Origin of the sequence: Seminibacterium arietis, assembly GCF_042675725.1 — a bacterium.
Lineage (GTDB): Bacteria > Pseudomonadota > Gammaproteobacteria > Enterobacterales > Pasteurellaceae > Seminibacterium > Seminibacterium arietis.
Genome location: NZ_JBHTJN010000008.1, coordinates 1 through 13,825, shown reverse-complemented (window position 1 = coordinate 13,825; position 13,825 = coordinate 1). Strand labels below are relative to the sequence as shown.

The window sequence follows — 13,825 nt, the reverse complement described above, 5'->3', positions numbered from 1 at the left end:
TCCTAGATAATAATTAAATTTGCCAACTAAATCGTTCAAACAACACTTGCCATTGTTGATCTGTTTTTGCAAAAAGAGTGACTTTCTCTTGACTGATTGGATGAGTGAAAGTTAATTTCTCAGCATGTAACATCAATCGATGTACGCCTGTATGTTTTGTTAATGCTCGATTTTGATGTAAATCGCCATATTGAGTATCACCTAAAATAGGATGAAAAATATGCTTTAAATGACGACGAAGTTGATGTTTTCGCCCCGTGTGAGGAATTAATCGTAACAAAGAATAACGGCTAGATGAATACCGCCCAGCCCCATAAGGCATTTCAACAAGTTGTAAACTTTGATAATCCGTTACCGCACTTTGAGCTAATTTTTCTGTTTGACTAAACTTATCCGCGATTTTATCTCGTTGTACTTTGAGTGAATAATCAATCCGCCCCTGCCCAGTTATATAACCACGTACTATTGCTAAGTAAGATTTTTCTACCTGCTTTTGTTCAAACTGATAGCACAATAAATTCGCCACGTTGCTACTAAGAGCAAATAATAAAACACCTGATGTAGGGCGATCTAGGCGATGAATAGGAAAAACATGTTGCCCGATTTGATCACGTAAAGTTTGCATTACAAATTGAGTTTCGTGCCGATCAAGCCAACTACGATGAACTAACATACCAGCGGGTTTATTGACGGCAACAATAACATCATCTTGATAAATAATTTCAAGTTCCATCTTATTGATTTTTACATAGTTTTTCAATTTCAGCGATCGGTGCAAGTAAGTCCTCTAATTGTTCAAGTTCTTTTAAGGCTTCTTCAACATAAGGTACGATCGCAATTTCTGTTGGCAAAGGTGAATTACTTTCTAATAAAGCATGCATTCTTGGAATAAAAATCCATTGTAACCATTGATTAGCTTCCATCGTATCCATGGCAAAAGGTTCTGTGCTTAAAAACGCTTTTTGATCAGGTGGAATGGCTTGCCACAAATTTTGCTGTTGCATAACTTGCTGTAAAATTTGTAACTGTTTTTTAGTTTTATTACGCATAATAAATAAAAATTGATTAAAATAGTTGCCTATTTTATTCAAATTACCTATCTTTATCCACAATTAAACTTGAACAATTGGTAAAATATGTATTTGGTCGAAGCTTTTTTCAAACATCAAAATGATAATTTGCAACAAATGGCAGATTACACATTTCTAGTGAACAATATTATTGACCAATGGCGATATAACGGTCAGATCATTGGACGTGAAATCCCTCTTTTTTTCGCTCAGTTGGATCAGCAATTACGATTAGCAGTTAAAGTTATTTGTCCAGAACAACAAAGTCTATCGTTTGACTTTAATAATTCTGAGGTATCAACTGCCTTTGAAAACGCCGAAAGTGCGGGTATTTTTTTTGACGGTTTTCAGTTGCTGGCAGAAGATCTAAATTCAGATATTACTCATAACGGTAACACACCTAACTGGCAAATTTTGTACACTACTTATTTACAATCCTGCTCGCCGTTACATAGTGGTGATGATTTTCTTCCTATTCCACTATATAAACAATTGCAAAATATACCCCACTTAAGTATGGATATAATAAAGTGGCAAGAAAATTGGCAGGCTTGTGATCAATTACAAATGAATGGTTCTGTGTTGGAACAACAGGCTCTAGCAGAAATTTCTAATACCAATAGCAATTTATTCAAACATGGTTATTATCTTGCTCAAGAAATTGAACGCAGTACTGCAATTCCCACTTATTACTATTTATATCATGTTGGAGGCAATAATTTTGAACAAGAAAAATACCGCACTTGCCCTCTTTGTCATCAGAAATGGCTCTTAGACAAGCCGCTATTTGATATTTTCTATTTTAAATGCGATCATTGCCGAATTGTGTCTAATATGGCATGGCGTTGGCAATCTTAACATTAAGGACTATTTATGTATCACCACAACAGTTTAGATAAATTAAAACTCGGAGAAAAAACCGATTATGCACAACAATACGACCGCACTTTATTACAAGCCGTGCCACGCAGTTTAAATCGTGATAGTTTAGGTATTACACAACAACAACCTTTTTGCTTTGGTGCAGATGTTTGGACAGCTTATGAAGTCTCATGGCTAAATCAAAACGGTGTACCACAGGTTGCTATTGCAGAAGCTGAAATTGATTTCCGCAGTGAAAACTTAATCGAATCAAAAAGTTTTAAGCTTTATTTAAATAGCTTTAATCAAACTCAATTTATTAATTTTGAACAAGTTAAACGCACTATTGAACGAGACCTAGTAAATTGTGCTAAAGGTGACGTAAAAGTGCGGTTAAATTCTCTTGATTTTTATGAAGATCAGCCTATTGCAAAACTAAAAGGAAAACTTATCGATCAACAAGATATTCTCATTCACGACTATCAATTCAATCCTCGTGTTTTAGAAGACTGTACAACTGAAACTTACACTGAAGAATATTTAGTAAGTCATTTATTAAAATCAAATTGTTTAATTACCAATCAACCTGATTGGGGAAGTTTACAAATCCATTATATAGGCAAGCAAATTGATCATGAAAAATTACTTCGTTATTTGATTTCTTTTCGTCAACATAACGAGTTTCACGAACAATGTGTAGAGCGGATCTTTTGCGATCTAATGAAATTTGCACAACCAGAAAAACTCAGTGTTTATGCCCGTTATACTCGCCGTGGTGGTTTAGATATTAATCCGTTTCGATCAAATTTTGAAACGCTTCCAACTAATTTACGTTTAGCAAGACAATAAAAAGAGGGATTATGGCTAATATTCATTATGTAAATCCTAAAGGTTGCATGGATCAGCTTTCTCATTTAGAAGTGGCACAACTTACAGAAAAAGCAAAGTATGAGTTATATTCTCTATATCGCAATTGCTCTTTAGCCGTACTAAATTCAGGCGTTCAATCCGATAATAGCCGTGAATTATTAAGTAAACATAATGATTTTGAAATTCGACTTATTACCAAAGAAAGAGGCATTTCTTTAGAATTACATAATCCACCGCCAAGTGCTTTTGTTGATGATAAAATGATCCGCAATATTCAATATCACTTATTCGCCGTATTGCGAGATATTGTCTTTGTTAACGTATTAAGTAAAAGAATTAATCCTGATGACATCCAAGATAGTGAACACATTACAAATCAAGTATTTTCTATTTTACGCAACGCCAACGCTTTAATTGCTGGTGAGTTACCAAATTTAGTTGTTTGTTGGGGCGGTCATTCTATTAACCAAGCAGAGTATCAATATTGCCGTGCAGTGGGATTAGAATTGGGTTATCGTGAGCTAAATATCATTACAGGTTGCGGTGCAGGTGTCATGGAGGCTCCAATGAAAGGGGCTGCTATTGGCCATGCTAATCAACGTTATAAAAACTCTCGCTTGATTGGCATTACTGAGCCTTCTATTATTGCCTCCGAACCGCCTAACCCAATTGTCAATGAATTAATCATCATGCCTGATATAGAAAAACGTCTTGAAGCTTTTGTGCGAATGGGACATGGTATTATTATTTTTCCAGGTGGTCCAGGTACATTTGAAGAGTTACTGTTCATCTTAGGGATAAAACTCAATCCTGATAACCAAGCACAAAAACTGCCAGTGATTCTAACTGGTCCAAAACAAAGTGCGGATTATTTTGCTTCAATAGACCGATTTATTGGTGAAACACTAGGTAAAGAAGCTCAAAAAATGTATCAGATTATTATTGATGATCCTGTTACTGTAGCACGCCATATGAAAAAAGCGATGAATGAAATTCAGCTTAATAGAAGAAAAAACAACCAATCTTATAGTTTTAATTGGGCATTAAAAATTTCCTCAGAATTTCAAACGCCTTTTATACCTACTCATCAAAACATGGAAAATTTAAATTTACACATGAATCAATCTAAAATGGATCTAACGGCTAATTTACGCCGTGTATTTTCTGCTATTGTTGCAGGTAATATTAAGCCTGAAACGCAAGACTTAATAGCTACTAAAGGTAAATTTAAACTACAGGGTGAAGCCCATTTAATGGAAAAAGTAGATCGTATTTTACAAGATTTTATCAAACAGAATCGAATGAAACTGCCAAGCAAAAATGCTTATGAACCTTGCTATGAAATTGTAAAATAAAGAACAAACCAACTGCTAATGGGTAACATATAGCAAATAAAGTGCGGTTCATATTAGTAGATTTTTGCGACTAGCCAACTGAAAAAAATCTACTAATACTCTCCCAAAACGCTAAATTGTAACTTGTCTTTATTGGCAGAAATTCTCACCGCTCTTTGCAAATATTCGGTTGGAATATCAGCTTGATATAAGAAGCGACTATTCACTGAAATAAATTCAGCGGCCAGATGTTGCACGTAAATTGAACCGCCTTTTGCATTCACACCTGCCATAGCACGACCATATAGTTTGCCATAAATATGAATATTGCCCTCTGCTGCTACTTCTGCTCCAACGGGTACATTACCATGAATAATTAAGTCACTATTTTTAGCATAGATAATTTGCCCTTTTTCCATGTTTTCAATAACTTTAGTGGGCAAATAACGCGGTTCGGGTAGAATCTCAGAAATATTTTCACTATTTGCTAATACAGGCAATCCAGCAGTTAAAATCAATTCTTTTTGCAAATAATTTTTCCAATCAGTAACACCAATTATCTGAATATTAAATTCAGCTAAAATTTGCTGAAGTTGGTTCAGATTCACCTTCTCTAATAAAGCATTAAATTGCAAAATCACAGCAAGATTTTGAAAAAAGTGCGGTGAATTTTTTACTTTTTTTGTAATCGCTCGTTTTATCACCGTTAAATTAGAGCTATTTATCGTTAAGAAAACGGAAGAAAACTGTCCTGTTCGTAGCTCGACAATATCCTGTGCCATAGTAAATTCCAAAATAAAAATAACTGGTTTGATGATAAAGAATTACGTTAAAATCAGCAATATTTTTATCATATTAAGAGAGAAAAAATGCTTTGTGCTATTTACAAAACTAATAAAAAAGAAGGGATGTATCTTTATATTGAAAAAAGAGAAAATTTTGACTCTGTACCGCAAGCTCTGCTTGACTCATTTGGTAAGCCAATTTTTGTTATGTTGTTTAATTTAGCTAGCGGAAAACCATTGATTAATGCTAGAAATGAAGAAGTACAACAACAAATTAAACAAAATGGATTCTATCTACAGATGCCAAAACAGCAAGAAAATTTACTTGAACAAGAAAAGAAATATAAGAATAACCAATAATTTTAAAGATAATAAAGTAAGAGGTGGTTATATTTAAAATATTATTACCGCACTTTTATAGTTATTAATTTTTACAATCAAAAATAAAGGCGACTCATGATCGCCTTTATTACAAATACTACTCTATTATGCAGATTGTTTTGGTTGGTCAAATACTGTTACTTTTGGTGCTGTTCCAGTAAATTTCTCAACTTGAACAATACAAGTGTTTGGAGAGTTACCTTGAGCTAATTTTGATGTACCTTCATCACGAGTTAATACGTTGGCACAACCATTTTTACACAAAGGTTGTTCTGATTGACCTAAATCAGCAGGATCATACCAGGCCCCTTCGTGTAATACTACTGTACCTTTAATAACGCCGTCAGTCACTACTGCACCTGCAAGTACTTGTCCACGCTTGTTGAAAATACGAACAATGTCACCATCAACAATACCACGAGCAGCTGCATCTTCTTTATGAATTAACACTGGTTCACGATCTTTTACTGCATATTTTTTCCGTAATGATGTGTGAGCTAATTGACTGTGTAAACGATAATAAGGATGTGGTGTTACTAATGCTAAAGGTGCTTCAGCAGTAGTATTTCCTGCAAATTCTTCAGGAACAAACCAACAAGGGTGTCCTTTACAATCATCATAATTCATTTTTGCAACAACATCAGAATAAATTTCAATTTTGCCTGATGGTGTACCTAATGGATTAAGAAGAGGATCATTGCGGAATGATTCATAACGTACCCATTTTTTTGATTTTTCTGTTGGTTTAAAAGTAACAGGTTTATTATCTTGCCAGAATTTTTCGAATTTCGGCATTAACACACGATTCTTACGTGCAGCTTCAAAAGCTACGTTATAAAAATCTTGTAGCCACTGCATTTCTGTTTTACCTTCAGTGAATTTATCTTCAACACCAGCACGTTTCGCTAATTCTGCGAAAATATCATAATCATTTTTCGCTTCAAATTGTGGTGGTACAACTTGTTTCATTGGGAAAATGTTCATCATTGAATAGTCGCCAGACATAGTCAAGTCATTGCGTTCATAGCTAGTTGTAGCTGGTAGCACAATATCTGCCATACGTGCTGTTGGTGTCCAGTTAACTTCGTTTACAATTACTGCTTCTGGTTTTTGCCACGCTTTCACTAATGTATTAGTATCTTGATGATGCACAAAAGGATTACCACCAGCCCAATAAATTAATTTAATATCAGGATAAGTCACTTTTGAACCGTTATAATCAATTGTTTTACCTGGATTAAGTAATACATCAGAAATACGAGCTAATGGGAAAGAGAATTTCGCTGTGTCATCAAGCCATGTTTTTTCACCTGCTTGTACTGATGGATTGGCAGTAATTGAACCAATAATTCCACCAACAGTAGAAGGTGCACCACCATTCGCATAATGATAACTGAAACCAAATCCACCGCCAGGTAATCCAATTTGACCTAACATTGCAGCTAAAGTTACTAATGTCCAGTGTGTTTGTTCACCGTGACGTTGACGTTGCATACCCCAGCCACCCATTAACATAGTGCGTTTTGAAGAAAAATCTGCAGCTAATTTTTTAATTGTATCTGCTGGTAATCCACAAATTTTGCTTGCCCAGTCAGCATCTTTAGCTTGCCCGTCAGTTTTTCCTAATAAATATTCTTCAAATTTATCATAGCCAGCGGTATATTTTTTCAAGAATTCTTTATCATGTTTATTTGTAGTCACTAAAGTGTGTGCGATACCTAGCATTAAAGGAACGTCTGTACCAGTGTTAACTGGTAACCATTCTGCATTTAAGAATTCACAGCTTTCGCTACGTACAGGATCAATACAAATAATGCGTTTACCACTTTCTTTCAGTTTTTTGAAATATTCAATACCTTGTTGGTCAGTTGATGTCCATGAAATTCGTAAAGTGGTCATTGGATTAGCTGCCCATAATACGACAATATCTGAACTTTCTAGAATTGTTTCCCAGCTAGTTTGTTGTTCATAAACTTCAATTGTTCCCAATACATGAGGCATAATAACTTGAGCGGCACCTGTTGAATAGTCACCTTTTACTCCAACAAATCCACCTGTCACATTCATATAGCGTTGTAGCAAAGTGCGGCTAGCATGTAAAGCACCTGAACTGTACCATCCATAAGATCCCGCGAAAATGCCCCCTGCACCGTAAGCTTCACGTACACGCTTCATCTCATTTGCAACGAGGTCAAAGGCCTTATCCCAAGAAACACGGACCCATTCATCACGCCCACGTAAACTAGTGTCTTTATTACCTTCTAAAAAGCCTTTACGAACCATCGGATATTTTACCCTTGTGTCGCTATAGAGTTGATCAGCTACTACGCTTTGCAATTCATTTTCTACTGAAATAGGCATCGCAGAGCCTGATTTAACTACTTTACCATCTTCTACGACTACACCTAACACACCCCAGTGTGCAGCAGTAACAACTGTACTTTGTTCAGCTGCTATAGCTTTTGTTGAAGCCAATGTACCAACAACTCCACCACTGAGTGATACTCCTGCCATTCCTAGTGATGAATTTTTCAAAAAGCTACGACGGCTTGTATTAATTTTACTTTGTTTTTTCATTTTAAACCTCGTTATTTACTAGGTTCACAATGAATTGGTGAAAGAAAAGACATCGAAACGGTTATAAAACACACCGCACTTTCGCCAATAGATTGTGAAAGTTTTGTTTCGACACCTTTCTGAGGAGGAGTGGCATAGCCATTTCTAGCTATACCATGTGCAACATTAGATTGCAGGCTTGCGACCATATTTTTCAACTTAGGTCAACAAGCTCGGAGTCGTTTTCTCTTTTTCAAGAGTTTCGGCTCCCTTTAAGTTTAACTTAATGGGATTTTCCGCCAAAATCTTTTGCATTGCGTTGTAAATAGATAGTGACTGCTCGCACATCATCTGCTGTCATTGAAGTACGATCTTTCATCGAGTTTACTACGCCAATCCATTGATTCGCAGTGTAATGTCCCGCACTGATCGGAGCATGACAACCGCTACAATGGGTTTGATTTAAATTATTACCAAATTGATTTAACGCTTGTAAATTAGAAGTGAGTGAATTTTTCGCTACTTTTACTTCAAACGTTACTTCTTTCCAATCAGAATCTGTCACTTTATCATGTACAGTTTGCAATACTTTTGCATTTTTTGCAATTCCATCACCTAAAGCTAACATAATACGTTGCCCTAATTGTGCATAAACGACTGTTTCTGCACCTGCTTGTTGCCAACCGTGAATTGTAGCCGTGATTTCATCGCCTTCTTGTTTCCAATTGTTTAATTCTGCAAATGGCATTAACCGCACTTCACCACCTTGTATTAACTGTGCAGGATTCATCATTAAGCTATATAATGTTTTATCAGTATCATTAAATTCACCTGCATGTTTAGTTAACTCACCATATGCTGCTTTATCATCAACTTCCATTTCGGGCATAAAATGTGCTACACCTTTATGACAATCAATACAAGTTTGATTTGTTTCTATACCTGTCTTATGCATTTTTTGTGCGGCTGGCACCTGTGAAGCTATTTCCATTGCTTCAAAACTATGACAATTACGGCAAGTAGCTGAATTATTCTGTTTTAAATCTTCCCATACCGATTTCGCCATTTCTAAACGATGTTTCTCAAATGCCTCTTCATCTGGTAATTTGTCCGTTACATAAGTATTCCAAAGATCTTTCACTGCAAACACTTTTGTTTTCACGTAATGGAACACATTGTCTTGTGGAATATGGCAATCAGCACATTCTGCACGAATTCCTTTACGGTTAGAAAAATGCACTGAAGTTTCCCATTCAGCCTGAGGCTTTTGCATTGAATGACAAGAAACACAAAACTCAGTAGTACTGGTTACTTTCATTGCATATTGGACGCCCGCTAAGATAGCCGCCCCCAATAACAGACCAACTACCCCACTGAGCAACCATTTCTTATTCAACTTTGCCATTGTTTCCCCCGAAAAAATAAATTTCAATAAAAATATTTAATAAATATTACACACTTCTGTTTCTTGCATTGTAATCATATAGTTTCTATATGCAACTACCTAAACGAGTAAGGTATATGATTATTTGGATTTCAATTGATCTAGATCAAGTAATATAATAATTTAATTTAATTTAAACACAATATTTAAAATCTAACGAGGAAAAACATTTGTTCTAAAATGTACCTAATAAATTAAAATAAGACTATCTTATCAATAAGTTAACAACATAAAAGTGCGGTAGGAAATGGAAATTTTTTATGACTAAAACAAAACGTCCAACTTTACAAATGATCGCAGAACAAGTCGGTGTCACTAAAATGACGATTAGTCGCTATTTACGTAATCCACTTACTGTTTCAGAAAAAAATCGTAATAAGATTGCTTGTGCTATAGAACAATGTGGCTATATTCCCAATCGAGCACCTGATATTTTATCGAATGCTAAAAGTCATGCTATTGGTGTATTATTACCTTCATTAACTAATCAAGTGTTCGCTGATGTGTTAAAAGGTATTGAACAAGTGACTGATAATGTTGGTTATCAAACTATGCTTGCTCATTATGGGTATAGTATGAAAAAAGAAGAGCAGCGAATTGAGAGTTTACTTTCTTATAACGTTGATGGACTAATTTTATCAGAAAATATCCATAGCCCACGTACGTTAAAAATGCTAGAGATTGCCGATATTCCAGTAATTGAAATTATGGACAGTGGTAAAATTGGCGTCCAACAATCTGTTGGATTTGATAATATAGCAGCTGCACAAGCAATGGTAGAAACCATGATCAAACGAGGTCATAAAAATATTGTTTACTTTTCTGCTCGCATGGATAAACGCACCCAATTAAAAATGAAAGGTTATGAAAATGCAATGAAAAAACATGGATTAACCGCTCATAGTTTACAAACTGATGAAGCTTCATCTTTTTCTTTAGGTGCAAAATTATTGCAACAAACGCTACAAAAATATCCTCATACAAATGGTATTTTTTGTACTAATGACGATCTTGCTATTGGAGCATTATTTGAATGTCAGCGACTTGGTATCTGTATTCCTCAGCAAATGGCTATTGCGGGTTTCCATGGACATGATGTAGGACAATCAATGACGCCTCAACTTGCTACTGTTATAACACCTCGATTTGAAATTGGCAAAATCGCTGCTCAAGAATTGATTCATCGCCTAAATCATATACCACCACAACATAGCACTATTGATCTTGGATTTCGTATTCATTTAGGCGATAGTATCTAAAATTTAAATAAAATAACGCTAAATTCTATTTTGAAACAGAAAAATAAAAAAGCGGATATTGCTATCCGCTATTAAAATGAAATATTACTATTCAGGATGGCGTTCTGATACTTCTTTCAATAAGAGTTGCAACTCGCCTTGTTGAAGCATTTCGAGAATAATATCACATCCACCAATCAACTCACCTTCCACCCAAAGTTGTGGAAATGTTGGCCAGTTGGCATAACTAGGTAAAGTCGAACGAATATCAGGATGTTGCAAAATATCTACATAACCAAAAGGTACATTACATTTAATCAATGCTTCTACTGCTCTTGCAGAAAATCCACAAGATGGAAATTTTGGTGACCCTTTCATGTAAATTAAAATTGGATTTTCACTAATTTGTTTTTTAATTTTTTCTAATGTTTCCATAATATTTCCTTAACATTTTCATTTCTTATGAAATGTCATCATTACCAACTAACATTTTTCAGAATGTCATTTTGTATTGCGATTGTAACATAACATGGGAATGGCATAAACATTTACCAACTACCACCAGCTCCGCCACCGCCGAAGCCGCCGCCCCCAAAACCGCCATCATTTGAACCACCACCAAAGCCGCCAAACCCTCCACCAAATCCAGAAGAATTTCCACGACGACGTGAATGCAACCCACCTGAATGATGACTTGGACTGATATATACTCCTTTACCTCGTCCTAAAAAAATGAACAAGATAAAAATCACCATAAAAATTAATGGAATATATTTTTCTACGGCTGATTCTTGTTGCTCTAATGGAGCGAACTCCCCTTTAGCCGCAGCGATTATATTATCTAATCCAATGGCAATGCCTTGTGCATATTGTCCCTGCTTAAAGTGCGGTAGAATTTGATTGCGAATTAAACGAGCCAAAAACACATCAGGTAATGCTCCTTCTAGCCCTTGTCCTGTCGCAATAAAAATATTGCGATCTTTAATTGCAACCAACATCAATACACCGTTATCTAACTGTTTACGCCCAATTCCCCATTTATCGCCCAATGCAAACGCATAATCAGCAATTTCATATTCGCCAGTAGTAGGTAAAATCACCACTGCAATTTGTGAACTCGTTTCTTTACTGAATTGGCGTAAATGTTGTTCAATAAACTGTTGTTCTGCTGCTGTTAGTGTTTGAGTATAATCGTTGACATAGCGAAATGGTTGCGGAGGCGGAGGAAAATCGACAGCAAAACTAGGAAAAGCAATTAAAAATAGCAAAAAAACAACCGCACTTCTTTGCCAATAACTGATCAATTTCAAAGTAAGCTTAATCATTAATGATTACCTCATTATCTAATTCATTTTGATCATCTGGCAAATAAGGAAAATGTGCAGTCAATTCTACTCCAATTTTTTCAATAACTTTCACCACTCCCTCAGTATAATGACCTTGTTTGAAACAAGCTGTCATTAAATCACATTGCTGTTGCCAAAATTTTGGTAGCACAAAGTGATCAATCCCTTTATCGCCCATTACTACACATTGATGATCCGAAAAGGCAATGTAAATCAACACCCCATTACGTGCTTGAGTTGCTTGCATCTGTAGATCATCAAAAACTTGTAAAGCCCGTTCTAAAGGTGAAAACTCACTGCTCTTTTTACCATTAGGCACCTTTTTTTTGGACTCAATAAATACTCGCAACTCCGCCGATGTTTGTGTTTCTAACTGTGCTATTGCATTTTCAATAGCGGTTTTGTCGAAAGGTAATTTCAACCAGCCATTTCGCCACTTTGAGAAAATTCCCATAAATTACACCGCTCTTTTTACAACAATTTAGTTGAAATTAACAACAGGGACATTTTCTGCACCCGCATTAGATTTGAAATAAGGTTTTTCTTTGAAACCAAAAATCATTGCCACTAATTTTGCAGGAAATTGTCTTACTTTTTGATTGTACTCTTTTGCTGCTTCATTAAATTTGTTACGAGCGACATTAATACGATTTTCTGTACCCTCGAGTTGTTTTTGTAAATCCATAAAACCGCTATGTGCTTTTAGTTCAGGATATTTTTCCACTGTTACTAGCAAACGAGATAGAGCTGAACCTAAACTTTGCTGACTTTGTTGAAATTGAGCAAGTTGTTGTTCTGTCATATTTGTTGGATCAATTTTAGTTTGTGACGCTTTAGCGCGAGCTTCAATCACACCTGTTAGTGTTTCTTTTTCAAAATTTGCTTGACCTTTTACTGTATTAACTAAATTTGGAATTAAATCCGCACGGCGTTGGTATTGAGATTCAACATTTGCCCAAACAGAATCAATTTTCTCTTCTGCTTGGACTAAGCTATTATAACTACCTGCTAAGCTAAACCCTGCAACGATGATAATTAAAATCAAAATGAGCCATTTTTTCATTTTCTTTCCCTTTCTTTTTGTAAAAAACCAAATGTATTTTAATCTAAAATATTAAAAAAATAATAGTAATATAATTTTTACTTTATAATCAATAGATTATAAAAATATTTTTTAAAATGTGTTCCGTTATTTTTCTGTCTTGTTCCGAAACGTTGTTTTTATTTTTTATCTAGTGTGTCACTTTTGTTTTTTTGTGACAGGGTTGATTGGTAGGTTGAATCTACTTGATCATGCAGTTTGATTAAACTGTCTGATTCTCTTTTGATCTTCTTGTTATTACTGCTAAATCATTAGGGCTGAATCGCCAGCCTTCATCTTTGCCGTAAATCAGGTTAAAACACCACTCAGAGCAAAAGTAGCGTGAGCGTTTTTGCCTGATACCAAAGGCAACCCCCAACATCCCCCACCAATCGTAACCTCTACCTTGTGTTTGGGCGTAGTAGCGTTTGACTTGTTCTGCCGTCAGGTTAGGCAACTCAATTAAGTCCCATTTGCCGTCTTTGATGTTAATTACCTTATGTCTCACGCCGCCATCACGAGGGCTTGATGTGTAGCAATCGTAAGTGATATAAGGATAATAATCGCCACTTAAGAATTCCTGCTGTTCAATCGCAATTTCACAATGTGAGTATTGTCCTTTTGTCATTTTGCGAATGAGCCAATCTGTTACTTTGTCATAGAGAGAGCCACCTTTGCCCTTGTAGAGAGCAAGGTAAATTTTATTCTGCATCATTACCTCTTGTTAAGTCCGTTTTTTCCTTAATGTCGTTGTAGTTTTCTGCCCAGCCTGTGCGGTAGTTGTAGTTTGCAGGAGTTGGGCTTTGCATTACCGCTTGTTTGTGTTGGCGTGCGGTGTGGTGGTTGGCGTTTTCGGTTT

The 13,825-nt window shown here is 35.6% G+C and carries 15 protein-coding genes and 1 riboswitch; of the genes, 5 read left to right on the top strand and 10 right to left on the bottom strand.

Annotation, left to right across the window (positions count from 1 at the left end; genetic code table 11):
• Positions 1-13 precede the first annotated feature (13 nt).
• Entirely contained in the window at positions 14-733 is a 720-nt protein-coding gene (gene truC / locus ACFQ02_RS02700; protein WP_380818974.1) for a tRNA pseudouridine(65) synthase TruC, read from the bottom strand.
• A 1-nt stretch (position 734) separates the two neighbouring features.
• Positions 735-1,049 (bottom strand): YqcC family protein, encoded by a 315-nt coding sequence (locus ACFQ02_RS02695; RefSeq protein ID WP_380819575.1) that lies wholly within the window; start codon positions 1,047-1,049, stop codon positions 735-737.
• Positions 1,050-1,136: 87 nt separating this feature from the next.
• Between ACFQ02_RS02695 and ACFQ02_RS02690 the strand changes: the two genes are divergently transcribed.
• The 3 genes from ACFQ02_RS02690 to ppnN are packed head-to-tail and all read left to right on the top strand — an operon-like array spanning position 1,137 to position 4,156.
• On the top strand, positions 1,137-1,928 hold the full coding sequence (locus ACFQ02_RS02690) for a Zn-ribbon-containing protein (RefSeq protein WP_380818971.1): 792 nt from the start codon (positions 1,137-1,139) through the stop codon (positions 1,926-1,928).
• A gap of 15 nt (positions 1,929-1,943) precedes the next feature.
• A complete protein-coding gene (queF, locus tag ACFQ02_RS02685; RefSeq protein ID WP_380818968.1) occupies positions 1,944-2,780 on the top strand; it encodes an NADPH-dependent 7-cyano-7-deazaguanine reductase QueF in 837 nt (278 codons plus the stop codon).
• An 11-nt stretch (positions 2,781-2,791) separates the two neighbouring features.
• Positions 2,792-4,156: a nucleotide 5'-monophosphate nucleosidase PpnN gene (gene ppnN, locus ACFQ02_RS02680; RefSeq protein WP_380818966.1), complete on the top strand. Its 1,365-nt coding sequence runs from the start codon at positions 2,792-2,794 to the stop codon at positions 4,154-4,156.
• A 92-nt stretch (positions 4,157-4,248) separates the two neighbouring features.
• On the opposite strand, the gene minC is transcribed toward ppnN, so the two are convergent.
• Positions 4,249-4,917: a septum site-determining protein MinC gene (minC, locus tag ACFQ02_RS02675; RefSeq protein WP_380818963.1), complete on the bottom strand. Its 669-nt coding sequence runs from the start codon at positions 4,915-4,917 to the stop codon at positions 4,249-4,251.
• Positions 4,918-5,004: 87 nt separating this feature from the next.
• Between minC and ACFQ02_RS02670 the strand changes: the two genes are divergently transcribed.
• Positions 5,005-5,280: a YcgL domain-containing protein gene (locus ACFQ02_RS02670; protein ID WP_380818960.1), complete on the top strand. Its 276-nt coding sequence runs from the start codon at positions 5,005-5,007 to the stop codon at positions 5,278-5,280.
• 126 nt (positions 5,281-5,406) lie between these two features.
• On the opposite strand, the gene torA is transcribed toward ACFQ02_RS02670, so the two are convergent.
• On the bottom strand, positions 5,407-7,878 hold the full coding sequence (gene torA / locus ACFQ02_RS02665) for a trimethylamine-N-oxide reductase TorA (RefSeq protein WP_380818957.1): 2,472 nt from the start codon (positions 7,876-7,878) through the stop codon (positions 5,407-5,409).
• A gap of 96 nt (positions 7,879-7,974) precedes the next feature.
• Positions 7,975-8,108: riboswitch (molybdenum cofactor riboswitch) on the bottom strand.
• Between the two features lie 32 nt (positions 8,109-8,140).
• Entirely contained in the window at positions 8,141-9,262 is a 1,122-nt protein-coding gene (locus ACFQ02_RS02660; RefSeq protein WP_380818954.1) for a NapC/NirT family cytochrome c, read from the bottom strand.
• A gap of 299 nt (positions 9,263-9,561) precedes the next feature.
• Here ACFQ02_RS02660 and gntR point away from each other — a divergent pair, with 299 nt between their 5' ends.
• Positions 9,562-10,560, top strand: a complete 999-nt coding sequence (gene gntR / locus ACFQ02_RS02655) for a gluconate operon transcriptional repressor GntR (protein ID WP_380818952.1) — start codon at positions 9,562-9,564, stop codon at positions 10,558-10,560.
• Positions 10,561-10,647: 87 nt separating this feature from the next.
• Here gntR and grxD read toward each other — a convergent pair whose 3' ends face one another.
• From grxD to ACFQ02_RS02630, 5 genes are all read right to left on the bottom strand, one after another.
• Positions 10,648-10,974: a Grx4 family monothiol glutaredoxin gene (gene grxD, locus ACFQ02_RS02650; protein ID WP_380818949.1), complete on the bottom strand. Its 327-nt coding sequence runs from the start codon at positions 10,972-10,974 to the stop codon at positions 10,648-10,650.
• Between the two features lie 113 nt (positions 10,975-11,087).
• Positions 11,088-11,840, bottom strand: coding sequence for a TPM domain-containing protein (locus tag ACFQ02_RS02645; RefSeq protein ID WP_380819573.1), 753 nt, complete (start codon positions 11,838-11,840; stop codon positions 11,088-11,090).
• A 16-nt stretch (positions 11,841-11,856) separates the two neighbouring features.
• A complete protein-coding gene (locus ACFQ02_RS02640) occupies positions 11,857-12,339 on the bottom strand; it encodes a TPM domain-containing protein (protein ID WP_380818947.1) in 483 nt (160 codons plus the stop codon).
• Between the two features lie 27 nt (positions 12,340-12,366).
• Positions 12,367-12,948: a LemA family protein gene (locus tag ACFQ02_RS02635; protein WP_380818944.1), complete on the bottom strand. Its 582-nt coding sequence runs from the start codon at positions 12,946-12,948 to the stop codon at positions 12,367-12,369.
• A 241-nt stretch (positions 12,949-13,189) separates the two neighbouring features.
• Positions 13,190-13,681 (bottom strand): enoyl-CoA hydratase, encoded by a 492-nt coding sequence (locus ACFQ02_RS02630; protein ID WP_380818942.1) that lies wholly within the window; start codon positions 13,679-13,681, stop codon positions 13,190-13,192.
• Positions 13,682-13,825 lie beyond the last annotated feature (144 nt).